The organism is Streptomyces polyrhachis (assembly GCF_042663125.1).
GTDB lineage: Bacteria > Actinomycetota > Actinomycetes > Streptomycetales > Streptomycetaceae > Streptomyces > Streptomyces polyrhachii.
This window is the reverse complement of record NZ_JBHSZO010000022.1, coordinates 1-21,341: the sequence shown is the minus strand read 5'-3', so window position 1 is coordinate 21,341 and position 21,341 is coordinate 1. Positions and strand designations below refer to the sequence as shown.

At 70.9% G+C, this 21,341-nt stretch carries 24 protein-coding genes and 1 pseudogene; 17 read left to right on the top strand and 8 right to left on the bottom strand.

Annotation, left to right across the window (positions count from 1 at the left end; translation table 11 throughout):
- Positions 1-217: 217 nt before the first annotated feature.
- On the bottom strand, positions 218-1,369 hold the full coding sequence (locus tag ACFQLX_RS15410) for a zinc-dependent metalloprotease (protein WP_386415362.1): 1,152 nt from the start codon (positions 1,367-1,369) through the stop codon (positions 218-220).
- A gap of 303 nt (positions 1,370-1,672) precedes the next feature.
- On the opposite strand from ACFQLX_RS15410, the gene pstS reads away from it, so the two are divergent.
- The 4 genes from pstS to pstB all read left to right on the top strand — a co-directional run bounded on the left by pstS (position 1,673) and on the right by pstB (position 5,865).
- The gene (gene pstS / locus ACFQLX_RS15405) at positions 1,673-2,818 is read left to right on the top strand and encodes a phosphate ABC transporter substrate-binding protein PstS (protein ID WP_386415360.1); all 1,146 of its coding nucleotides are present in this window, start codon (positions 1,673-1,675) and stop codon (positions 2,816-2,818) included.
- A gap of 164 nt (positions 2,819-2,982) precedes the next feature.
- The gene (gene pstC, locus ACFQLX_RS15400) at positions 2,983-3,981 is read left to right on the top strand and encodes a phosphate ABC transporter permease subunit PstC (protein ID WP_386415357.1); all 999 of its coding nucleotides are present in this window, start codon (positions 2,983-2,985) and stop codon (positions 3,979-3,981) included.
- Positions 3,978-5,045, top strand: coding sequence for a phosphate ABC transporter permease PstA (gene pstA / locus ACFQLX_RS15395; RefSeq protein ID WP_386415354.1), 1,068 nt, complete (start codon positions 3,978-3,980; stop codon positions 5,043-5,045). The genes pstC and pstA overlap by 4 nt, the downstream gene beginning before the upstream one ends.
- 43 nt (positions 5,046-5,088) lie before the next feature.
- Positions 5,089-5,865 carry a phosphate ABC transporter ATP-binding protein PstB gene (gene pstB / locus ACFQLX_RS15390; RefSeq protein WP_386415351.1) on the top strand — a complete coding sequence of 259 codons (777 nt, stop codon included), beginning with the start codon at positions 5,089-5,091 and terminating at the stop codon, positions 5,863-5,865.
- 163 nt (positions 5,866-6,028) lie between these two features.
- Here the strand turns inward: pstB and ACFQLX_RS15385 are convergent, their stop codons facing one another.
- Positions 6,029-6,250, bottom strand: a complete 222-nt coding sequence (locus tag ACFQLX_RS15385; RefSeq protein ID WP_386415349.1) for a hypothetical protein — start codon at positions 6,248-6,250, stop codon at positions 6,029-6,031.
- Positions 6,251-6,406: 156 nt separating this feature from the next.
- On the opposite strand from ACFQLX_RS15385, the gene ACFQLX_RS15380 reads away from it, so the two are divergent.
- Positions 6,407-7,327, top strand: a complete 921-nt coding sequence (locus ACFQLX_RS15380) for an SCO4651 family lipoprotein (protein ID WP_386415347.1) — start codon at positions 6,407-6,409, stop codon at positions 7,325-7,327.
- Positions 7,328-7,488: 161 nt separating this feature from the next.
- Positions 7,489-7,671 carry a hypothetical protein gene (locus ACFQLX_RS15375; protein WP_386415345.1) on the top strand — a complete coding sequence of 61 codons (183 nt, stop codon included), beginning with the start codon at positions 7,489-7,491 and terminating at the stop codon, positions 7,669-7,671.
- A gap of 7 nt (positions 7,672-7,678) precedes the next feature.
- Here ACFQLX_RS15375 and ACFQLX_RS15370 read toward each other — a convergent pair whose 3' ends face one another.
- Entirely contained in the window at positions 7,679-8,032 is a 354-nt protein-coding gene (locus tag ACFQLX_RS15370) for a metal-sensitive transcriptional regulator (protein WP_386415342.1), read from the bottom strand.
- A 172-nt stretch (positions 8,033-8,204) separates the two neighbouring features.
- Between ACFQLX_RS15370 and ACFQLX_RS15365 the strand changes: the two genes are divergently transcribed.
- Both ACFQLX_RS15365 and ACFQLX_RS15360 read left to right on the top strand, forming a co-directional pair.
- Positions 8,205-8,825 carry a DUF47 domain-containing protein gene (locus ACFQLX_RS15365; RefSeq protein WP_386415340.1) on the top strand — a complete coding sequence of 207 codons (621 nt, stop codon included), beginning with the start codon at positions 8,205-8,207 and terminating at the stop codon, positions 8,823-8,825.
- Between the two features lie 5 nt (positions 8,826-8,830).
- Positions 8,831-9,826, top strand: a complete 996-nt coding sequence (locus ACFQLX_RS15360) for an inorganic phosphate transporter (protein WP_386415337.1) — start codon at positions 8,831-8,833, stop codon at positions 9,824-9,826.
- A 69-nt stretch (positions 9,827-9,895) separates the two neighbouring features.
- On the opposite strand, the gene ACFQLX_RS15355 is transcribed toward ACFQLX_RS15360, so the two are convergent.
- The 3 genes from ACFQLX_RS15355 to ACFQLX_RS15345 all read right to left on the bottom strand — a co-directional run bounded on the left by ACFQLX_RS15355 (position 9,896) and on the right by ACFQLX_RS15345 (position 12,080).
- Positions 9,896-10,624: a phosphatase PAP2 family protein gene (locus tag ACFQLX_RS15355; RefSeq protein ID WP_386415334.1), complete on the bottom strand. Its 729-nt coding sequence runs from the start codon at positions 10,622-10,624 to the stop codon at positions 9,896-9,898.
- A 200-nt stretch (positions 10,625-10,824) separates the two neighbouring features.
- The gene (locus ACFQLX_RS15350) at positions 10,825-11,802 is read right to left on the bottom strand and encodes a C40 family peptidase (RefSeq protein ID WP_386415531.1); all 978 of its coding nucleotides are present in this window, start codon (positions 11,800-11,802) and stop codon (positions 10,825-10,827) included.
- Positions 11,803-11,915: 113 nt separating this feature from the next.
- Positions 11,916-12,080 carry a 6-pyruvoyl trahydropterin synthase family protein gene (locus tag ACFQLX_RS15345; RefSeq protein ID WP_386415331.1) on the bottom strand — a complete coding sequence of 55 codons (165 nt, stop codon included), beginning with the start codon at positions 12,078-12,080 and terminating at the stop codon, positions 11,916-11,918.
- 595 nt (positions 12,081-12,675) lie between these two features.
- On the opposite strand from ACFQLX_RS15345, the gene ACFQLX_RS15340 reads away from it, so the two are divergent.
- The 3 genes from ACFQLX_RS15340 to ACFQLX_RS15330 all read left to right on the top strand — a co-directional run bounded on the left by ACFQLX_RS15340 (position 12,676) and on the right by ACFQLX_RS15330 (position 14,377).
- The gene (locus tag ACFQLX_RS15340) at positions 12,676-13,716 is read left to right on the top strand and encodes a hypothetical protein (RefSeq protein WP_386415329.1); all 1,041 of its coding nucleotides are present in this window, start codon (positions 12,676-12,678) and stop codon (positions 13,714-13,716) included.
- A gap of 101 nt (positions 13,717-13,817) precedes the next feature.
- Positions 13,818-14,111 carry a type II toxin-antitoxin system Phd/YefM family antitoxin gene (locus ACFQLX_RS15335; protein ID WP_386415326.1) on the top strand — a complete coding sequence of 98 codons (294 nt, stop codon included), beginning with the start codon at positions 13,818-13,820 and terminating at the stop codon, positions 14,109-14,111.
- Complete coding sequence (locus ACFQLX_RS15330; protein WP_386415324.1) at positions 14,108-14,377, top strand: type II toxin-antitoxin system RelE family toxin; 270 nt, start codon at positions 14,108-14,110, stop codon at positions 14,375-14,377. Before ACFQLX_RS15335 ends, ACFQLX_RS15330 begins: the two co-directional genes overlap by 4 nt.
- 54 nt (positions 14,378-14,431) lie before the next feature.
- On the opposite strand, the gene ACFQLX_RS15325 is transcribed toward ACFQLX_RS15330, so the two are convergent.
- Complete coding sequence (locus tag ACFQLX_RS15325; RefSeq protein ID WP_386415323.1) at positions 14,432-14,737, bottom strand: hypothetical protein; 306 nt, start codon at positions 14,735-14,737, stop codon at positions 14,432-14,434.
- Complete coding sequence (locus tag ACFQLX_RS15320) at positions 14,734-14,961, bottom strand: hypothetical protein (RefSeq protein ID WP_386415321.1); 228 nt, start codon at positions 14,959-14,961, stop codon at positions 14,734-14,736. Before ACFQLX_RS15320 ends, ACFQLX_RS15325 begins: the two co-directional genes overlap by 4 nt.
- 284 nt (positions 14,962-15,245) lie before the next feature.
- Between ACFQLX_RS15320 and ACFQLX_RS15315 the strand changes: the two genes are divergently transcribed.
- From ACFQLX_RS15315 to ACFQLX_RS15290, 6 genes and pseudogenes are all read left to right on the top strand, one after another.
- Positions 15,246-15,575, top strand: a complete 330-nt coding sequence (locus ACFQLX_RS15315) for a hypothetical protein (protein WP_386415319.1) — start codon at positions 15,246-15,248, stop codon at positions 15,573-15,575.
- 85 nt (positions 15,576-15,660) lie between these two features.
- On the top strand, positions 15,661-16,485 hold the full coding sequence (locus ACFQLX_RS15310; RefSeq protein WP_386415316.1) for a hypothetical protein: 825 nt from the start codon (positions 15,661-15,663) through the stop codon (positions 16,483-16,485).
- The gene (locus ACFQLX_RS15305; RefSeq protein WP_386415314.1) at positions 16,475-17,770 is read left to right on the top strand and encodes a hypothetical protein; all 1,296 of its coding nucleotides are present in this window, start codon (positions 16,475-16,477) and stop codon (positions 17,768-17,770) included. The genes ACFQLX_RS15310 and ACFQLX_RS15305 overlap by 11 nt, the downstream gene beginning before the upstream one ends.
- A 6-nt stretch (positions 17,771-17,776) precedes the next feature.
- Positions 17,777-19,318, top strand: coding sequence for an SCO6880 family protein (locus ACFQLX_RS15300; protein WP_386415313.1), 1,542 nt, complete (start codon positions 17,777-17,779; stop codon positions 19,316-19,318).
- A complete protein-coding gene (locus ACFQLX_RS15295; RefSeq protein ID WP_386415310.1) occupies positions 19,315-20,709 on the top strand; it encodes an ATP-binding protein in 1,395 nt (464 codons plus the stop codon). Before ACFQLX_RS15300 ends, ACFQLX_RS15295 begins: the two co-directional genes overlap by 4 nt.
- 1 nt (position 20,710) lies before the next feature.
- A pseudogene (locus tag ACFQLX_RS15290) lies at positions 20,711-21,341 on the top strand (type VI secretion protein); the annotation flags it as partial.

The window sequence follows — 21,341 nt, the reverse complement described above, 5'->3', positions numbered from 1 at the left end:
TTTCACAAGAGGTCGAGCCGACCGATGAGCCTCAGTCACTGAGCGTGGCTCGATGGTGACAGAGGAGAGCCGACATACGAGGATGGCATGCGGACGACCTCCCCCACGCTCCCTCGGACGGGTGAACCGTCCGGCGCGACACCCTCGCCGCCGGGATCTCCCAGCTAGAGCCTACGAAAGGCCCCCGGCCGCCCGGTCGCGACCGGTGGTGTGAACGTCAGTTCCCCGCGTCACCGTGCACCCGCGCGATCCAGTCCGCCGGTTTGGCGATCTCCACCTTGGTGGGGAGCGTGTTCGGCGAGGTCCACACCCGGTTGAAGCCCGCCATGCCGACCCGGTCCACGACGTGCCGTACGAAGCGCTCGCCGTCGCGGTACTGCCGCAGTTTGGCGTCCAGGCCCAGGAGGCGGCGCAGCGCCTGGTCCAGCCGCCCGGCGCCCTTGGCGCGACGCTGCTGGAACTTCTCCCGGATCTCCCCGACGGAGGGCACCACCTCGGGCCCGACGCCGTCCATCACGTAGTCCGCGTGCCCCTCCAGCAGCGACATCACCGCCGTCAGCCGGCCGAGGATCTCGCGCTGCGCGGGCGTCTGGACCACCTCGACCAGCGAGCGGCTCTCGGCCGCTGAGCCCTCCCCGTCCTCCCCGGAGGCGCGCCCCCCGGTCATCGACTGGCCGGCCTCGTGCAGCCGCTCCAGCAGGGTCGAGGGGTCGACGTCGGTCTCGGCGAGGAAGGCGTGGATCTCGCTCTCCAGGTGGTCGCGCAGCCAGGGCACGGCGGTGAACTGGGTGCGGTGGGTCTCCTCGTGCAGGCAGACCCAGAGCCTGAAGTCGTGCGGGTCGACGTCGAGTTCACGCTCCACGTGCACGATGTTCGGCGCGACGAGCAGCAGCCGGCCGGCGCTCGTGCCGGCCGGGAGGTCGAAGCTCGGCGGCGCGAAGGTCTCGTACTGGCCCAGGACCCGGGTGGCGAGGAAGGAGAGCAGCATGCCCAGCTCCACGCCGGTCACCTTGCCGCCCACGGCGCCCAGCACCGCGCCGCCGGGCAGGGCGCTGCGCCGCTCCTGCATCTTCTCCAGCAGCGGGGTGAGCACCGCGCGGAAGCCCGCGACGTTGGCGCGGACCCAGCCGGGGCGGTCCACCACCAGCACGGGGGTGTCGTGGGGGGCGGCCGCGCCATCGGCGTCCTCGCCGAACATCCGCGTGTAGCCGCGGACATGCTCCTCGGCGGAACGGGCGTGCTCGCGCAGCTCGGCGACGATGGCGCGCGCCTCGTCCCGGCCCACCTCCGGGCCGGGACGCACCAGCCGGGTCGCGGTCGCCACCGCGAGGTTCCAGTCGACCATCTCCGCACCGCCGATGCTCGTCATGGATTCACCGTACGGGGCGGCGGGCGTTTTGGGAGCGCTTCGGCGGGGACCGCCGCCCGCCGACCTGCGCGGGGTGCCGGATCGGCGGCGGACGACCGGTGGGCGGCGGGCCGGCGGGGCCGGGCCGGGTGAACCGGAGATGACCGTTCCGTGCAGGTTCACTTTCGGTTCACTTTTCCTGGAGTCCCGCTTCACTCCAATTGCCTAATTTCGGTCGTACCGCACGGTCACACCAGGCGGGCAGCGGGCGGATCCCGCTTGCTGGACGAAAGAGCCCGCCACCCCTCGCTTAAAGGAGCCCCCGTGAAGCTCAAGCGCAACACCCGCCTCGCCGCCCTGTGTGCCCTGGCCGTCTCCGGCGCCCTCACGCTGGGCGCCTGCGGCTCCGACGACAACAGCGGCAGCGGTTCGAGCACCGGATCGGCGACGGGGACGAGCGCGTCCGACACGGCGGCCTCGCAGGACATCAAGTGCGCCGGCAAGGGCGAGCTGCGCGGCTCCGGCTCCTCCGCCCAGAAGAACGCCGTCGACAAGTGGGTCAACGACTTCCAGGCGGCCTGCAAGGACGTCACGGTCAACTACCAGGCCACGGGCTCCGGCGCCGGTATCCAGACCTTCCTGCAGGGCAACACGGCCTTCGCCGGCACCGACACGGCGCTGACGTCGGACGAGGTCGAGAAGTCCAAGAAGGTCTGCAAGGACGGCCAGGCGATCGACCTGCCGATGCTCGGCGGCCCGATCGCGGTCGGCTACAACGTCAAGGGCGTCGACAAGCTGGTCCTGGACGCCGACACCCTGGCCAAGATCTTCGACGGCAGGATCACCACCTGGAACGACGACGCGATCAAGAAGCTCAACTCGGGCGCCGACCTGCCGGACACGAAGATCCAGCCGATCAGCCGCTCCGACGAGTCGGGCACCACCGACAACTTCACCAAGTACCTCTCGGCCGCCGCCCCCGACGCCTGGAAGTACAAGGCGTCCAAGAAGTGGCCGGTCGAGGGCGGGCAGTCCGCCGACGGCTCCTCCGGTGTCGCCTCCCAGGTCAAGCAGACCGACGGCGCGATCTCGTACTTCGAGCTGTCCTACGCCACCGCCAACGACATCAAGGCCGTCTCCCTGGACACCGGCGCCTCCTCGCCCGTCGAGGCCACCTCGGAGAACGCCACCAAGGCGCTCGCCGCCGCCAAGGTGACCGGCACGGGCAAGGACCTGTCGCTGGAGCTGGACTACAAGACCACCGCCGAGGGCGCCTACCCGATCACCCTGGTCACCTACGAGGTCGTCTGCGACAAGGGCAACAAGTCCGACAGCCTCGACGCGCTGAAGTCCTTCCTCACCTACACCTCCAGCGAGAAGGGCCAGTCGGAGCTGAAGAACCTCGGCTACGCCGAACTCCCCTCCGACATCGCGGACAAGGTCCGCAGCACCGTGAAGTCCCTGTCCTGAGCACCAGCCCCACCCCGTACGGGCGCCGACCCGCCCGCTGAGCCCGCACCCGTACGACCGGACGCGGCCGGCCCCCCTGTGAGGCCGGCCGCGTCATCCGGTGCACCGCCGCCGGAGCCCCGCCCGGGGCTCCACCCAAGACCGGAACTCGAGTACCGCATCCGATGACCACCGACACGCACGGCATAGCGCCCCCTCCCCCCGCCGGCGGGAAGTCCGCCCTGGCCGGGGCCAAGGGCACCGGCCGCCTCGGCGACAGGCTCTTCCTGGGCCTCTCGCGCGGCGCCGGACTGACCATCCTCGCCCTCATGGGCGGCATCGCCGCCTTCCTCACCTGGCGCGCCTCCCTGGCCCTGGCCGACAACCACGGCAACTTCCTCACCACCTTCCAGTGGGACGCCAACGACACCCCGCCGGTGTTCGGTATCGCGGTGCTGGCCTTCGGCACCGTGGTCTCCTCCGTCATCGCCATGGCGATCGCGGTGCCGATCGCCATCGCCATCGCGCTGTTCACCACGTTCTACGCACCCAGGAAGCTGGCGGGGGTGGTCAGTTACGCCATCGACCTGCTCGCCGCCGTCCCCTCGATCGTCTTCGGCCTGTGGGGCGCGCTCTTCCTCGTCCCGCACCTCACCGGCGTCTACCAGTGGCTGGACTCCTGGCTGGGCTGGACGGTCGTCCTGTCGTACGACGGCGCCGCGCCCCGCGCGCTGATGACCGTCGGCATCCTGCTGGCGATCATGATCCTGCCGATCGTCACCAACGTCTCCCGCGAGGTCTTCCGCCAGGCCCCCCGCATGCAGCAGGAGGCCGCGCTCGCCCTGGGCGCGACCCGCTGGGAGGTCATCCGGATGTCGGTGCTGCCCTTCGGCCGCTCCGGCGTGATCTCCGCCTCGATGCTGGGCCTGGGCCGGGCGCTGGGCGAGACGATGGCGGTGGCCACCGTGCTCTCGCCCTCCGCGATCCTCTCCGCCCGGCTGCTGGAGCCCGGCGGCGGCACCTTCGCGCAGAACATCGCCTCCTCCTTCAAGGAGTCCGGCGAGTTCGGCCGCGACGCGCTGATCGCCTCCGGTCTGGTCCTCTTCCTCATCACCCTGGTGGTCAACGGCGCCGCCCGGCTGATCATCGCCCGCCGCAAGGAGTACTCGGGGGCCGACGCATGAGCCACGGCATCCACGTCCCCGGCCCGGCCGACCGCGCCGACGTCCTGGGCATCCACGCCCCCCGGCTGCCGAGGTGGGCGCCGGCCGCCGTCGCCGGCACCTCGGTCCTGGCGGCCGTCGTCATCGGGCTCGCCGGGCACGTGCACAACAAGCTCCAGTGGGGCCTGATGGCGGCCGTCCTCTACGTCGTCGGGATGTACGCGCTCACCGCCCGCGTCGAGGGCCGCCGCCAGGCCGTGAACCGGCTGGCGACCTCCCTCATCTGGGTGGCGTTCCTGATCGCGGTCGTCCCGCTGGCCTCCCTGCTCTGGGAGACCGTCGCGCGCGGCATCGGGGTCGTCGACGGCTACTTCCTCACCCACTCCATGAAGGGCGTCGCCTCCATCTCCCCCGGCGGCGGTGTCTACGCCGCGCTGATCGGCACCCTGGAGCAGGTCGGGCTGGCCACGCTGATGGCGGTGCCGCTGGGGCTGCTCACGGCGATCTACCTGGTGGAGTACGGGCGCGGGAAGCTGGCGAAGACCGTCACCTTCTTCGTCGACGTGATGACGGGCATCCCCTCCATCGTCGCCGGCCTCTTCGTCCTCAGCCTGTGGATCCTCACCTTCGGCTTCGGCTACTCCGGCTTCGCCGGCTCGATCGCGCTGGCCATCCTGATGATCCCGACGGTGGTGCGCTCCACGGAGGAGATGCTCAAGCTGGTCCCCAACGAACTGCGCGAGGCGGCCTACGCGTTGGGCGTACCGAAGTGGAAGACGATCCTCAAGATCGTGCTGCCCACCTGCGTCGGCGGCATCGTCACCGGTGTGATGCTCTCCGTCGCCCGCGTCACCGGCGAGACCGCGCCGCTGCTGCTGCTGATCTTCGGCAACCCCGCCATCAACGCCGACCCCTTCGAGGGCGCGCAGGCGTCCCTGCCGCTCTACATCTACGAGCAGTGGGCGGCCGGCAACGAGCCCTCCTACGACCGGGCGTGGGGCGCGGCGCTGGTCCTGATCGCCTTCGTCATGATCCTCAACCTGCTGGCCCGCGGCATCGCGCGCTGGAAGTCGCCCAAGCACTGACCGCGGCTCACCGGGCCCGTACGAAAACCCAAGGACACCCCCCATGGCCAAGCGCATCGACGTCAAGGACCTCTCGGCCTTCTACGGCGACCACGAGGCGATCGAGGACATCAGCATGTCCATCGAGCCCAAGTCCGTCACCGCCTTCATCGGCCCCTCCGGCTGCGGCAAGTCGACCTTCCTGCGCACGCTCAACCGCATGCACGAGGTCACCCCCGGCGGCCGGGTCGAGGGCGAGGTCCGCCTCGACGGCGAGGACCTCTACGCCCCCGGCGTCGACCCGGTGGCCGTGCGCCGGGTGATCGGCATGGTCTTCCAGCGGCCCAACCCCTTCCCCACCATGTCGATCTACGACAACGTCGCGGCCGGCCTGCGGCTCAACGGCGCCGCGAAGAAGTCCGAACTGGACGGCGTCGTGGAGGAGTCGCTGAAGGGCGCGAACCTGTGGAAGGAGGTCAAGGACCGCCTCGGCAAGCCCGGTTCGGGCCTCTCCGGCGGCCAGCAGCAGCGGCTGTGCATCGCGCGCGCCATCGCGGTGCAGCCGCAGGTGCTGCTGATGGACGAGCCCTGCTCGGCGCTCGACCCCATCTCCACCCTGGCCATCGAGGACCTGATGGCCAAGCTCAAGGACCGCTTCACGATCGTCATCGTCACGCACAACATGCAGCAGGCGGCGCGGATCTCGGACCGCACCGCGTTCTTCAACCTCGCGGGCGTCGGGCAGCCGGGCCGGCTGGTCGAGATCGACGACACCGACCGGATCTTCTCCAACCCCTCGCAGCAGGCGACGGAGGACTACATCTCGGGCCGCTTCGGCTAGCCGCGCTGGGGCCGTCTCGCAGCGGCCCCCTCGATCCCGTCCCGCGGCGCTTCCTGGCGGTGCCGCCGCGGGACGCCGGAGCCCGCCCCCTCCCGGGGGCGGGCTCCTCTTTCGCGTCCCGTCTTTCGCGTCCCGTCTTTCGCGTCCCGCCGCAGTACGGACCTCAGCCGCCCCCGTGCGCGCAGGCGTCCTCGCGGGCCCTGGAGCGGGCGCGGCGGGCGGGGCCGATCCAGCCGCAGCTGCACGCGGCCAGGGCGAACGCGCCCTCCTCGCGCACGCTCAGCTCGTGCCCGCCCTCCCCGGCGGCGGCAGCGGCCCGGGCGCGGGCCTCCTGATGGGCTTCGTGGAGTCGTCCGGGGCGGTTTCCCGGTCCGTGGTTCAGCACCCCTCCACGGTACCGGGGTGCGGACCGCGCGGCTCCTGCGCGGGGGGAGCGGGCGCACCGGGGCCGCTTCTCGTACGAGGCCGATCGGCGCCCGCGCCGTGACCGCGCGCCCCTTCCGGCGTTATGCGATGCGTAACGACTCAGGGGGCTTGCGTCGTGGCGCAGCAGGGGACGACCGGGACAGGCGACACCATCGTGGGATTCGGCAGGCGGGCAGGGCGGCAGCGGGCGCGCACAGCGCCCCGGCGCACGGGCGCCTGCGCCCCGGCCCCGCCGGCTCCCCTGTCTCCCCTGACCCCTCTGGCCCCCCTGGTCGCGGCCCTCCTCCTCTTCGGTACGGCGGGCTGCACGGGCAGCGCGGCGGACGCCGCCGAGCACCCCGGCGGCGACCCGGTGGCAGCGGTACGCGGCAGCGCCGACGCCCTGTCCGCGGCGGGGAGTTCGCGTACGCGCACGGCGATGGAGCTGACCACCGGCGGCACCAGGGTGACGGTGCGCGGCAGCGGCGGCTTCGACTACGCGCACCGGCGCGGGGAGTTGACGATCGTCCTGCCCCAGGCCGTGGGCGACCCCATCACCGAACTCCACGCCCCCGGCACGCTGTACATGAAGAACCGCGGCGGCGGCATCCCCTCCGACAAGTGGCTGCGCCTGGACACCACCCGGCTGCGCGACGGGAACCTGCTGAGCAACGGCGCCACCGACCCCTGGACAGCCGCCGAACTCCTGCGCGGCGCCCAGCGGGTGGAGTACCTGGGCGCTCAAGAGCTGGACGGCGCCCGGGTGTTGCACTACCGGGGCGAGACGGACCTGGCGCGCGCCGCCCAGGCCGCCTCGCCGTACGCGCGCGGGGCGCTGCGCGCGGCGGCCGAGGGCTTCGCGCAGGACACCGTGGCCTTCGACGCGTACCTCGACGAGGAGGGCAGGCCGCGCCGGGTGCGGCTGCGCTTCACCCCGCCGCCGGGGCAGCAGGGGGGCGTCGCCTCCACCGCGGAGTTCTTCGCCTTCGGCCGCCCCGTCGACGTACGGCTGCCGGGCGCGGCGGACATCTACGCGGGGACGGTCGCGGCCTCCTGAGACCGACCGGGCCGTGCGCACACCCCCGGCGGGAGGGGGCGGAAATGGTCCGGACGTGTCATGCGCGGACCGTACCGCCCTCCCTACGCTGAGCGGTGCCCCCCGTGGCGTACAGACGGCTCGACCGCCCGAACTGATCGGACTAGAAGGGGTGATGTCACGTGGCTCGCGGATCAGTGGTCCAGGACCATGTGGCGCTCGCCGAGATCGACCTCTGCGGTGACCTCATCATCGCGGCCAGCAACACCGCCCACGACCGGCTCACCGCCGACGAGATCGACGAGGTGCTGAAGGTCGCGGACCCCCCGGGCGCCCTCCCCCGCAGCCGCCCGGGCGAGCGCTGAGCGCCACCTACGTCCGCAGCAGCCGGGCGATGGCCGCCGTGGCCTCCTCCACCTTCGCGTCCACCTCGTCGGAGGCGGTGCCCTGCTTGGCCGCCGCCTCCGCCACGCAGTGGCGCAGGTGCTCCTGCAGCAGCTGCAGGGCGAAGGACTGCAGCGCCTTCGTACCGGCGGAGACCTGGGTGAGTATGTCGATGCAGTAGACGTCCTCCTCCACCATCCGCTGCAGCCCGCGGATCTGCCCCTCGATCCGGCGCAGGCGCTTGAGGTGGAGGTCCTTCTCGTGGCTGTAGCCGTGCGGCCCGGCGGGCGCCGCCTGCCCGGCCGACTCCGCCGGCCCTGTCGTCGTCGCACTCTCGGTCATCGCCGCCTGCCTCCAGAATCAACACCAGAGAAATACCCTCTGGGGGTATAGAATACCCGTTTCGTCAAGGTTGCGCAGGTTACCGGCCCCAGGGGCCGGTTCGCCGCGCCCGGGTCGAGCGCCTAGCATCGCTGACGACCGCATCCGCTCGCAGCCAGCCGAGGACCACACTGTGAGATTTCGTCTGACCCCCCGGGAGACGAGCTTCTACGACATGTTCGCCGCCTCGGCGGACAACCTCGTGACCGGCTCGAAGCTGCTGATGGAGCTCCTCGGCGCGGATCCCTCCGCGCGGGCCGAGATCGCCGAGCGGATGCGCGCCGCCGAGCACGCCGGCGACGACGCCACCCACGCGATCCTGCACCAGCTCAACGCCTCCTTCATCACGCCCTTCGACCGCGAGGACATCTACCGCCTCGCCGGGGGCCTCGACGACATCATGGACTTCATGGAGGAGGCCGTCGACCTCGTCGTCCTCTACCAGCTGGAGGAGCTGCCCAAGGGCGTCGAGCAGCAGATCGAGGTGCTCCACCGGGCCGCCGAGCTGACCGCCGAGGCGATGCCCCACCTGCGTACCCTCGACCACCTTCCGGAGTACTGGATCGAGGTGAACCGGCTGGAGAACCAGGCGGACCAGATCCACCGCAAGCTCCTCGCCCACCTCTTCAACGGCAAGTACGACGCGATCGAGGTCATGAAGCTCAAGCAGGTCGTGGACGTACTGGAGGAGGCGGCCGACGCCTTCGAGCACGTCGCCAACACGATCGAGACCATCGCGGTCAAGGAGTCCTGACCCCGGTGGACACGTTCTCCCTGGTCCTCACCATCATCGTGGCGCTGGGCTTCACCTACACCAACGGCTTCCACGACTCGGCGAACGCCATCGCCACCTCCGTCTCCACCCGCGCCCTGACCCCCCGGGCCGCGCTGGCGATGGCGGCGGTGATGAACCTGCTCGGCGCCTTCGCCGGCAGCGGGGTCGCCAAGACCGTCAGCAAGGGGATCATCGAGACGCCGCAGGGCGACCACGGGATGTGGATCCTCTTCTCGGCCCTGGTCGGCGCGATCACCTGGAACCTGGTGACCTGGTACTTCGGCCTGCCCTCCTCCTCCTCGCACGCCCTCTTCGGCGGCATGGTGGGCGCGGCGCTGGCCGGCGGGATCGGGGTGATCTGGTCGGGCGTGGTGGAGAAGGTCGTCATCCCGATGTTCATCTCGCCGATCGTCGGCCTGGTCGGCGGCTACCTGGTGATGACGGCGATCCTCTGGCTCTTCCGCAACTCCAACCCCCACCGCACCCAGCGCGGCTTCCGCATCGCGCAGACCGTCTCGGCCGCCGCGATGGCCCTCGGCCACGGCCTGCAGGACGCCGCCAAGACCATGGGCATCGTGGTCCTGGCGCTGACCATCGCGGACGTGCAGGACGGCACGGAGATCCCGCTGTGGGTGAAGTTCGCCTGCGCGATCACCCTCTCCCTGGGTACGTACGCGGGCGGCTGGCGCATCATGCGCACCCTCGGCCGGCGCATCATCGAGCTGCAGCCGCCGCAGGGCTTCGCCGCGGAGAGCACCGCGGCGTCGATCATGTACGCCGCGTCCTACGGCTTCAGCGCGCCCATCTCCACCACCCACGTCATCACCTCGGCGATCATGGGCGTCGGCGCCACGAAGCGGCTGAAGGCGGTGCGCTGGGGGGTGGCGAAGAACATCGTGGCGGGCTGGTTCATCACCATGCCGGCGGCAGCGCTGGTGGCGGCGGCGATGTACGGCGTCGTGCACCTGGCCTTCGAGTAGGACGCCGGTTCTCCGAGCGGCTGTACGGGCGGCCGTGCGAGCGGTCGTACGAGCGGTTGTACGACCCGCCTACGCCGCCAGATCGTCCTGCGTGGCCCGCGCCTGCGCCGGCAGCACCGGCCGCTCCCCGGTGTCCGCCCCCTCCCCGACCGAGCCTTCCCCGACCGGCGGCGCCGCCTCCCGTACCAGCGACAGCCGCCGGGCCGCGGCCCCCAGCCGGCCGATCGCCGGCGCCCCCAGCAGCAGCGTCGTCGCCGCGCCCAGCGCGAAGCCGCCGACCACGTCCGTCGGGTAGTGCACGCCCAGGTAGACCCGGCTCAGACCCTGCAGCAGGGCCAGCAGCAGCGCGACCGTACCGAAGCCCCGGTGGGCGACGAAGATGCCGACCGCCAGCGCGGCGGCGAGCGTGGCGTGGTCGCTGACGAAGGAGAAGCCGCCGGAGGGCAGCAGCTCCGCGACGCCCGAGAGGTCGGAGGCGGCCGGGCGCTCCCGCCCCACGAAGCCCTTGATCGGGATGTTGACCGCGAGCGCGAGGGCCGCCGCGAGCGGCGCCCACAGCAGCGCCCCCATCGCGGCGGCGGCCGGCGCCCCGCGCTGCGTGCGCCGCACCCGCACCGCGCAGGAGACGAGCAGCACGGCGAGCAGGGCGAGGATGCCGAACTGGGCGGCGTCGACGAGCGTGCGCTCCAGCCAGCCGGAGGTGGAGCCGCTCAGCCCGTTGACCGAGCGCAACACGGAGGCGTCGGGGTCGGTGCCGCTGGGGGGCGCGCCGGCCCACTGGATGTGGGGGGGCTGCATCTGTACCTCGTCTCCGCGCCGGGGGCGGGGCCCGGGACTGAACTGTGCCCAGTCAACGCCGTGCCGGGGCACGGCGTTCCGCCCTCTGCCCAAAGATCACCGATCAGTTATCCAAGGGTGACCCGCCGTTCGACCCCGCTCGCGCAGGTCGGGCCAGGGCTTTTACGGAGCGTCCCGATCCGGGGCCCGGTCGGCCGCCGTCAGCGCCCGGGCAGCGCCGCCGCGCCCTCCGCCGTGACGCGGGTGGCGCCGATGTAGTCCGGGGCGTCGATGCGGTCGAAGCGGATCACCGCGCCCGTGTACGGGGCGTTGATCATGTAGCCGCCGCCGACGTAGAGGCCGACGTGGTGGATCGAGCGCGGGTCGTCCAGGTCGTACGCGAAGAACACCAGGTCCCCGGGGAGGAGTTCGCCCCGTTTCGGATGCGGCCCGGCGTTCCACTGGTCGTTGGCCACCCGCGGCAGCGTCACACCGACCGAGGCGTACGCCGCCTTCGTCAGCCCCGAGCAGTCGAAACGCCCGCGGTGCTCCGGGGTGCCGTTGCCGCCCCACAGGTACGGGGTGCCGAGCTTGTCCTGCGCGTAGTGGATCGCCCCCGCCGCGATCCGCGAGGGCGCCACCCGCCCCGTGGGGCGCGCGAAGCTCTGCTCCAGGGCGCGGATGACCTTCACGTAGTTGCGCGTCTCGCGGTAGGGCGGCACCCCGCCGTACTTGATCACCGCGTAGGCGCCGGCGTTGTAGGCCGCGAGCATGTTGTCCGTACGGTCGCCGGGCACGTCCTTGACGTACCCCGCCAGCGCGCAGTCGTACGTCGCGGCGGAGGGGATCGCGTCGGCCGGATCCCACACGTCGCGCCTGCCGTCGCCGTTGCCGTCGATCCCGTGCGCGGCCCAGGTCCCCGGGATGAACTGCGCTATCCCCTGCGCCTCGGCCGGCGACCGCGCCTTCGGATTCCAGCCGCTCTCCTGGTACAACTGCGCGGCCAGCAGCGCCGGGTTGAGCGAGGGGCAGAGGTTCCCCCACCGCGACACCAGCGACTGGTACGCGGCCGGCACCGCCCCCTTGGCCAGATCGACCGTCCGCCCCCCGGGCCCGGCGTTCCCGGCGGCGAGGAAGGTCCCCACGAGCAGCAGCCCGAGAAACCCGAACAGCGCCCCGGAGCTGAGTCCACCGACCAGCCAGAACGTCCCCGCACCACCACGCCGCCCGCCCACGGGGCCATCATTCCCCAACTTGGCCGCGCGGTAGAGGGGTTGGGCCCATCATCCGGCGCAGCGCCACAAGCATGGGCTCAGCCCTCGGGCCGGTACTCCGCCCACGTTTTGGGCGTTTCGGACACCTTGACGGCAGTCAGTTCCGGAAACCGGCCAGTCCACTGGTCAAAGATCCACGCCGCCAGATTCTCCACTGACGGGCCCCATCGCCTCTGTCGATCGCCAACTCTCGCAAAAATCATGCCATTTCGCCATACAGCCCAGGCGTCGAACTCGGCAACGCACCTACTCGCCGCCCCCGGCCGACGCTGCGTACAACTCAAGACACCCCGCACCCGGAGGTTGGATACCTAGGTTCACGAGGTCGCCTCATTCGACGCCAGCGGAGGGAGCGGGGCTGCCGTTTCGCCGCCTCGCGGCCGGTATGCGCAGACTTCGGCGACATCGGGGGCCAACTGGTCTCCAGCCCCCCGATATTGAGGGGACAAAAAGGACATCGCCCAGGTCCCACCAGGGGCGGGGTTTCCAGGTCCCGGTGCGCTCGGCACTCTCCCAAGGACCGGCGAAAGGACTACCCACCCACCCACCCCGCACACGCGAACGCGCGCGTTCGCGCGCAAAACCGCTGCTCACCCGTGCGAGTGGTCTGCCTCTACGCGCTTGCAGAGCGCGGGAATCGGGGCATACGGTCGCACCGACCCCAGAAACCAAGTCGGCCCCCGCCAGGACTGAACCTCCGGGCAGGGGCCTGACCAAGTCGGAAGCGAACCCTTCCTCATGGCTACTTACCAGTCTAGTACTGCCCCCGCCCCCTTTCCCAGCAACCTCACAGCAGGCGTGATCCACTTGACCGTCCCGGTCAGGTCGAACTTCGTCATCATCCCCAACCACCTCGCCCAACGCCTGCGCAACGGACTCGCGGTCGCCATCGCGACCTACATGCTCTCCAGCCCTCCCGGCACGCCCGTCAGCATCGACGCCCTCTGCGAGCACTTCGAGGAAGGCGAGATCCGCATCGCCCGGGCGCTGCACAGACTGGAGGAAGAGGGCTATCTCGTACGCCGCCGCGAGCGCCTCCCCAGCGGCCGCTTCCGCACCAGCACCTACATCCGCAACGTCCCCGAGGCGTACGGCGGCCTCCCCACCCCCGACGCCCCGGTCCTCGCGCTCGTGGACACCGAGGAAGCCGACCCACCGCTCGCAAGCCCCCAGCCTGACGAGCCCCCCGCCGCACCCCCGGCCCCTGCCGAGCCCGCCGAGCCTGTCGACCCCCCGGCTCCCACCGAGCCCGACGCCCCCCGCGGCCCTGTCACCCTGGCCGCCGTCGCCACCTCCGCCGAGCCCCCCGGACCGCCGCCCCCCGTCGACCCGGCAGCCCTGGCCTTCCTCACCGCGCTACGCCGCACCGACCCGCGCCTGATCCTCACCGCCGCCGACGCCGCGAGCCTCGCCCCCCAGGTCGCCGCCTGGTTCGCGGCCGGTGTCGACGAACACCACCTCACCGGCCTCCTCGCCAACGGACTCCCCCGACCCCTCCTCCGCCCCGCCCGCCTCCTCGCCTACCGCCTCAAAAACCTGCCCCTCCCCCTCCCCGAACCGCCCCCACGCGCCACGGTCGCCCATGTGCAAACCTGCGGCACCTGCGGCCGCCCCTTCCACAGCCCCCACCCGGGCACCTGCCCGGACTGCACCGCAAGCTCCCCGCACCCGTACGCAGCCCCCGAAGCCGAGACCCCCACCGCTCAGCCGCCGGCGCACCCCGCCAACGACCTCTCCCCCGTAGCCCGCGCGAGCCTCGCCGCCCTCCGCGCAACCACCGCAGCCGCCGACCGCCCCTCCCCCACCGACCGCCGCAAGCCCTACGTCCCCCGCAGGTAAACCCCGTGACACCGACCAGTCGCACCACGGACGGCCCCGCCCCGCCCACCTCGTCAGAGCACTCCTTGAAGATGTGTACACAATCCTTGTACCGTTGCGTGATGGAGCACACCGAGACCGTCCGCGACTTCCGCGCCCACCTCGCGCAGGTCATCCGCGCCGCCGAAGACGAGGGACGCGTCACCGTCGTCACCCGGCACGGCCAGTCCGTAGGCGCCTTCGTCCCCGCCTACATGCTCGAAAAGCTGGAGGAATGGGAGGACGAGCAGCTCGCCCAGCGCGCCCTGGCCGCCGAAGCGGCCGACGACGCCAGCGCCCCCGGCCTGTCCCTGTCCGAGATGTTCGCCGAGATCGTCGGCGAAGCCGCTCCCGACGATCGGCACCACGCGGCGTGAAGTACACCTTCGACTTCCGCCCCGGCGCGCAGAAGGACCTGCGAAGCATCCCGCGACCGGAGGCCCTGCGACTCCTGCAGGCCCTGGCCACGCTCGGAGACGACCCCTACGCGCCGAACCCGGCGGCCAAGCCCCTGAACGGCCATCCCGGCCTCTACCGCATCCGCTCCGGCGACTACCGCGCCGTCTACCGCGTCATCGACGACCGACTCGTCATCTACGTCATCCACGTGGGCGACCGCCGCGACATCTACCGAGACCTCTGACCTCAGCACTTGGCAGCGCAGGATCCCCATCAGGGCGCTACCGAGCAGCCGTTGTCAGAGGTCGAAGACCGCGCGCAGTCCGATCTCGACGGCCTCCATGGCGCGCGGATCGATCTCCCCCAGGTCCGTTCCGGCGGCGAACACCGGGCGCGAGAAGGTCTTGAAGGCGCCCAGTATCACCGTGCCCTGACTCGGCCGCCCGACCGGTACGTCCACGATGCTCGGGCTGATGTCCGTGGCGGGATAGACCATCACGCACGTGGCCGACCCGGTGTGCTCGTTGACGTTGTCACTGGTGACGACCAGCACGTGGGCGGCCGACCCCTTGAAAACGATCTCGTATACGTGCCCGCGCCTCACCTGCGACCCACCTCGACCCAGCGCGCCAGCGCCTCTTCCTCCGACTCGTCCGGCTCGCCGACCAGGGCTTTGGTCACCTCGATCGCCCGGGGATCCCGCTCGGCCAGCGCCTGGCGCAGCATCTCCCGCCGCAGTATCCGCGCCGTGTACGCGGAGGCGTTCCCCTGCTGCCTCACGAACTCGGCCACGTCATCCGGCAGGGACATCGTCATGTTCACTGTCATACCCCGATCATACCCAGGCATGGGAGAGCGCATGCTTGCGCAGGACGCCTCCAACATTGCAGAGAGTCATCAGCGATGATACACACAGTTAGCGCAACTGTGTGACAAGCAGTCCACCGGGAGTGACCATGGCCGAGGCGGCGCGGAAAGGTCTCGACCGCGCCTCGACGTGGACGCGGATAGCGTCAAATCGACATCCCTGACCGGGACTTCGGGGAGGATAGGCTGAGCCACGTCAACCTGACGGAGCTCGCAGAGCACGCCACCAAGGGCGGTGAGTAGACATGGGACCGGCGACCGGCAGCGCCAACATCGCAGCCGAAAAAGGCGACATCAACACCATCATCGGCGGAATCGCCCCCGACTGGGGCCCGTTCGGCAGCCTCGGGCAGGAGGCGCGCGTGATGATCGAGGTCGTCATGGCCGTCGCCATCCTGCTCTGCCTCGCCATCGCGATCTGGGGCGCGGCGAAGCAGCGGATCGGCGCGACGGCCCTGCGCGACACCTTCAGCGCGGAGCAGGGCAAGGGCCTCATCGTCGCGGGCCTGACGGGCGTCTTCATCATCGGTTCGCTCGGCACGGTCTTCACGATCGTGTACGGGATGGCCGTTTGATCCCCGCCGTGCGGCCCCTCCCGGTGGAGACGGCCGGGACGCCGGAGATATCGGAAGGTCCGACAGGGGCCGGGGCGGAAACTTTATGAGTCAGGGCGACGACTACGGCAACCACGACGCCGCGTACGGCGGCGGACGTCAGACGCGCACCCGCCTCCCCGAGGGCGACGCGGGCCGCGGGCCTGTGCGGGGCGGCGGAACGGGCCCCGGCCGCGGGGTCGTCGCGATCGTCGGCGTCGTGGTGCTGCTGATCGCGGCGATAGCGTTCGCGAACCAGGACCGCGACGACTCCGGCCCGAGGACGGACACACCGGGCAAGGGCAACGCGACGGCGCCGTCGGGCGAGCGGCCGGTCACGGGTAGCACGGGGGGTATCCCGTCGGGCTTCCCCAAGACCGAGCAGGGCGCACAGTCCGCCGCCGCGAACTACGCGGTGGCGCTTGGTGGTACAGGCATGTTCAACGCCCCGACCCGGCACAGCATCGTGGATGCCCTCTACACACCGGATGCAGCCGCACAGCTCAAGTCGGCGCAGGACAAGGCTTACTCGGCTGCTTTCCTTCAGCGCATGGGTCTGGACTCGAGCGGTAAGCCGCCTTCCGGCAAGACTTTCATCTCTCGCACCGTCCCCATCGGCACCAAGACGTTGGAGTTCAACGGCGATAAAGCCAAGGTCTCCGTCTGGTACACGGGCCTCATCGGCATGGCAGGGCGTGGCTCGACCGACCCGGTACGCACGAACTGGATGACGTGGACGTTCGATCTCCGCTACGTCGGATCCGACTGGAAGATCGTGGACGACAATCAGCAGGAAGGACCTGCGCCTGTTCCTGGGGATGTTCCGGCTGCCACCGACACCGAGATCAGCGGGGCTGTGGAAGAGTTCGGAGGCTTCACGTATGCCAGGTAGCCGCCGTCACGTTCTGATCTTCGGATCGGCCCTGACCGGGGTCCATGCCGCCGCTCTCCTGCTCGCAACCCAAGCTGTGGCCGCCCCCAGTCCGAAGCCCAGTGACAATCCCTGCGACCTCCTTATCGGACCGGCGAAGGACTACTGCGAAAACGGCGACGACGCGAAGTCCACCCCCGCCAACCCCACCTCAGACGTAGGCGAAACCCTCGACCCCCTGGCCTCCCTCGCGAAGGGCTGCGCCAAAGCCGCCTCCTGGACCATCGACAAGCTCAGCGACGCCGTGAACTCCACCACCACCGTGGACTTCACCAACGCGACCTTCCTCCGCCAGTACGCCGTCGTCTTCGCCGCCTCCACCATCCTCACCCTCGTCCTGTGGCTCCTCGCGGTGGCCAAACGCGCCGTGCGCGGCGTCCCCCTGACCGAGGCGCTCACGGAAGCCGTCGGCTTCCTCTGGCTGACCGTGCTGGCCTCCGCCTTCACCCCCCTGATCCTCTACACGGTCGTCGCCGCCACCGACGGCGTGACGGAAGTGATCGCCTCCGGCACCGCCGGCGACACCGACACCTTCTTCGGCGGCTTCTCCAAGGCCCTCGACAAGGGCACGGACATCGGCGGCGGCCCCATCATGCTGATCGTCGTCAGCCTGGTCTCCGTCCTCGCCGCCGGCGTGCTCTGGCTGGAGCTGGTCATCCGCGCCGCCCTGCTCTACGTCGGCGCCCTGCTCGGCACCGCCGTCTACGCGGGCCTGGTCGACAAGAACATGTGGCACCACGTCCGCCGCTGGGCGGGCATCATGATCGCGGTCATCCTGGTCAAACCGGTGATCGTGATCGTCCTGGGCCTGGCCGGCGCGCTCTCCGCCGACGACGGCCCGGACTCCTTCTCCGCCGTGGTCAGCGGCCTGGCGATCATCCTGCTCGCCATCTTCGCCTCCGCGATGATCTACCGCTTCGTCCCCGGCTTCGGCGACGAGGTGGCCGCCGCCCGCAAGGGCCGCACCTCCTCCCGTACGAGCCCGGCGGCGGCCGTCATGGCCACGCCGGCGGCGCTGGTCTCCCAGGGCATCAAGACCCACAGCTCCCGGGGCAGCTCCAACGGGTCGAACAGCGGCGGCGGTTCACCGACCGGCGGCTCGGTCTCCGGCGGAGTGGCGGCCCACAGCACCCGCAACCAGCCCGCCGCTCCCCGTACTCCCGCCCCACGGAGCGCCCCCCGCAGCGCCCCCGGCCCCACCCCGCGCGACCAGCCGGCCCGTCCCAGCAACCCCCCGAGGAAGTGACCGGCGATGACCACCGAAGCGCACAGCCCCACGTCCCGGCGCACGTACCTCATCGGCCGCTCCCGGCCCAACGCGATCGTCGGCCGCAACCGCGAGACCGGCGAGATCGCGCTGATCATCGCGGGCGCCTTCCTGGGCATGATGGGCGGCCTGCTGGTGCCGGTGCTCTCCCTGCGCATCGTCACGCTGATGGGCTTCCCGCTGCTGGCGCTGATGGCGGTGTACGTGCCCTACCGGGGCCGCACGTTCTACAAGTGGTTCGAGATCAACCGCAGTTACCGGCGCACCCTGCGCCGGGGCACCACGTACCGCTCCTCCGTGGCCGAGGCCGGCATCAGCCTCGACGGCCGCGAGGTGGCGGTCGGCCCGCCCCCGGGGATCGGCCGGATCACCTGGCTGACAGCGCCCTTCGGCCCGGACGAGGTGGCCGTGCTGCTGCACGCCGACCGCCGTACGGTCACCGCCGCCATCGAGATCGAGGGCCCGGGCGTCGGCCTGCGCGACAGCGAGGACCAGGAGGCCCTGGTCGACCGCTTCGGCACGCTGCTCAAGCACGTGGCCAACGGCGACGGCTTCGTCTCCCGGCTGCAGATGCTGGCCCGTACGCTGCCCGCCGACCCCGACGCGCACGCCAAGGACGTGGCGCAGCGCGGGGACGAGCGCGCGCCGGAGTGGCTGAAGGAGTCCTACGAGCAGTTGCAGTCGATGGTCTCCACCTCCTCCGAGCAGCACCGCGCCTATCTGGTGGCGTGCATGCGCTACGGCCGCGAGCTGGGCGCGGAGGCGCAGGCCATCGCGAAGGCGTCCTCCTCGGGGCGACTCAACCGCGACCAGGGCATCGCCACGGTGATGGTGCGCGAGCTGGGCGACATCTGCGCCCGCCTGGCGGAGGCCGACATCCGGGTGCGCCAGCCGCTGGGCAAGGCGCGCCTGTCCTCGCTCATCCACGCGATGTACGACCCGGACCACCCCATCGACCACATCCAGGCGATGACCGAACGCAACGCCTGGCCGGCGGAGTTGGACGCGATGGAGGCGACGTACCTGCAGGCGAAGACGCGCGAGTCGGTGACGCGGGAGCCCTGGTGCCACGCGACGGCGTGGGTGAAGGAGTGGCCGATGACCCCGGTGGGAGTCAACTTCCTGGCGCCGCTGCTGGTGCACACGCCCGACGTGATCCGCACGGTGTCGGTCTGCATGGACCTGGAGCCGACCGAGCTGGCGATCGAGCGGATGCTGACGGAGAAGACCAACGACGACGCGGAGGCGTCGCGGGCGGCGAAGATGAACCGGGTGGTGGACCCGCGCGACATGGCGCACCACTCGCGCATCGACCAGCGCGGCGACGATCTGGCGAGCGGTGCGGCGGGCATCAACCTGGTCGGCTGGATCACGGTCTCCTCCCGCTCCCCGGAGACGCTGGCCCGTGACAAGCGCACGATCCGGGCGGCGGCGGGGAAGTCGTACCTGAAGCTGGAGTGGTGCGACCGCGAGCACCACCGGGCCTTCGTCAACACGCTCCCCTTCGCGACGGGACTGCGCCGATGATCGGCCCGCAGAGCCCCCTGGAGGCGATCACCCAGGCGTTCACCGGACTGCTCTTCGGCAAGGTGGAGACGGGCAGACTGCCGGTCCGCACCTCGACCAACCAGGCGCAGGCGGTCTACCTCCCCACCGCCGCCCCCGGCCTGGGCGACTCGGGCGTGATCATCGGCCGCGAGGTCTACAGCGGCAAGGGCTACATCTACGACCCCTTCCAGCTCTACGGCCAGCAGCTGCCGGCGCCGCACTGGCTGGTCCTGGGCGAGTCCGGAAACGGCAAGTCGGCCCTGGAGAAGACCTACGTCCTGCGCCAACTGCGCTTCCGCGACCGCCAGGTGGTGGTCCTGGACGCCCAGGGCGAGGACGGCGTGGGCGAATGGGCGCTGATCGCCCACCAGTTGGGCATCACCCCGATCCGCCTGGACCCGATGGCGGCGCTGGACAGCGGCATCAGACTCAACCCCCTGGACCCGTCGATCACGTCGACGGGCCAGCTGGCGCTCCTGCGCACGATCATCGAGGTGGCCACGGGCCACGCACTGGACGAACGGGCGGGCTTCGCCCTGAAGGTGGCGCACGCCTCGGTGGCCGAGGCGGTGGAGCCGGGCGGCCAACCGGTCCTGATGGACATCGTGGAGCAGTTGCGCCATCCCCGCCCGGAGGCGGCCTCGGCGATGAACGTCGAGGCGGACGACGTACGCAACTGGGGCCTGGACGTGGCCCTCGTACTGGACCGCCTGGTGGACGGCGACCTGCGCGGCATGTTCGACGGCCCGACGACGATCGGCATCGACCTGGACGCACCGCTGATCGTCTTCGACCTCTCGCACATCGACCGCAACTCGATCGCGATGCCGATCCTGATGGCGATCGTGGGCGTCTGGCTGGAGCACACCTGGATCCGCCCGGACCGCCGCAAGCGCATCTTCCTGGTGGAGGAGGCGTGGCACATCATCAACTCCCCGTTCGTGGCACAGCTCTTCCAGCGCCTGCTGAAGTTCGGCCGCCGCCTGGGCCTGTCGTTCGTGGCGGTGGTGCACCACCTCTCGGACGTGGTGGACGGCGCGGCGGCGCGGGAGGCGGCGGCGATCCTGAAGATGGCCTCGACACGCACGATCTACGCCCAGAAAGCGGACGAGGCGAGAGCGACGGGCAAGGTCCTGGGCCTACCCCGCTGGGCGGTGGAGATCATCCCCACCCTGACCCCCGGCATCGCGGTCTGGGACGTCAACGGAAACGTCCAGGTGGTCAAACACCTGGTGACGGAGACGGAACGCCCCCTGGTCTTCACCGACCGGGCGATGACGGAATCCTCCAGCCCGGACACAGCAGACCTGGACCTGGACCTGGAGGAGGAGTACGAGCAGACCCCGGGCCGACGCTCGACGGTGGCCTGAGATGCCGTACGAGAACCCGTCCCGCGAACGGGGCATCCCGGATGCCCTGCTCCTGGGCCTGATCGCGTTCCTCCTGGGCCTGGCGCTGCTGGTGTGGTCCTCAACGGGCCTCTCCGCCCTCCTGGCACACGGCAGTTGGCCCGAAGGCATCTCCTTCGCCCACACCCCCGAGGCGATGAGCGCCCTGATGCGCGAACCCCACGACCTGGCAGGAGCCTGGCCGAACACCCCCCGTCAAGCCCTCTCGGGCTGGGGCCTGTTCTGGGGCGTGTTCATCGGCCAACTGATGGTGCTCCTCACCCTGACGCTGGCAGCGATGACCCGAGTAGCCCGCTGGCGCTCCCACCGCGAGGAAAAACGCCGCACACGCCACCCCACCCCACACTCCCAGCAACACGACGGGACGAACCACCCCCACCCACCCAAAGCACCAAACCATCACCACGAAGCGACACAGCACCCCCCACCCCACGACCCCCAACTCACCACTCACCCCCACCAATACGACGGGATGGACCACCCCCACCCCCCCGAAGCGGAAGCCCACCCCCAACTCCACAAACCAACAGACCAGCGACGCGGAGCGTCGCAGCCCCACCCGACCCCCGCCGAAGCCCCCCACGGGCCCCCGA

Excerpts from the sequence above, each read along its gene's own strand:
- ACFQLX_RS15410 (WP_386415362.1), bottom strand. The coding sequence starts at position 1,369 with ATGACGAGCATCGGCGGTGCGGAGATGGTCGACTGGAACCTCGCGGTG.
- pstC (WP_386415357.1), top strand. The coding sequence starts at position 2,983 with ATGACCACCGACACGCACGGCATAGCGCCCCCTCCCCCCGCCGGCGGG.
- pstA (WP_386415354.1), top strand. The coding sequence starts at position 3,978 with ATGAGCCACGGCATCCACGTCCCCGGCCCGGCCGACCGCGCCGACGTC.
- pstB (WP_386415351.1), top strand. The coding sequence starts at position 5,089 with ATGGCCAAGCGCATCGACGTCAAGGACCTCTCGGCCTTCTACGGCGAC.
- ACFQLX_RS15370 (WP_386415342.1), bottom strand. The coding sequence starts at position 8,032 with ATGACCGAGAGTGCGACGACGACAGGGCCGGCGGAGTCGGCCGGGCAG.
- ACFQLX_RS15355 (WP_386415334.1), bottom strand. The coding sequence starts at position 10,624 with ATGCAGCCCCCCCACATCCAGTGGGCCGGCGCGCCCCCCAGCGGCACC.
- ACFQLX_RS15345 (WP_386415331.1), bottom strand. The coding sequence starts at position 12,080 with ATGATTTTTGCGAGAGTTGGCGATCGACAGAGGCGATGGGGCCCGTCA.
- ACFQLX_RS15335 (WP_386415326.1), top strand. The coding sequence starts at position 13,818 with ATGGAGCACACCGAGACCGTCCGCGACTTCCGCGCCCACCTCGCGCAG.
- ACFQLX_RS15320 (WP_386415321.1), bottom strand. The coding sequence starts at position 14,961 with ATGACAGTGAACATGACGATGTCCCTGCCGGATGACGTGGCCGAGTTC.
- ACFQLX_RS15315 (WP_386415319.1), top strand. The coding sequence starts at position 15,246 with ATGGGACCGGCGACCGGCAGCGCCAACATCGCAGCCGAAAAAGGCGAC.
- ACFQLX_RS15310 (WP_386415316.1), top strand. The coding sequence starts at position 15,661 with ATGAGTCAGGGCGACGACTACGGCAACCACGACGCCGCGTACGGCGGC.
- ACFQLX_RS15305 (WP_386415314.1), top strand. The coding sequence starts at position 16,475 with ATGCCAGGTAGCCGCCGTCACGTTCTGATCTTCGGATCGGCCCTGACC.
- ACFQLX_RS15300 (WP_386415313.1), top strand. The coding sequence starts at position 17,777 with ATGACCACCGAAGCGCACAGCCCCACGTCCCGGCGCACGTACCTCATC.
- ACFQLX_RS15295 (WP_386415310.1), top strand. The coding sequence starts at position 19,315 with ATGATCGGCCCGCAGAGCCCCCTGGAGGCGATCACCCAGGCGTTCACC.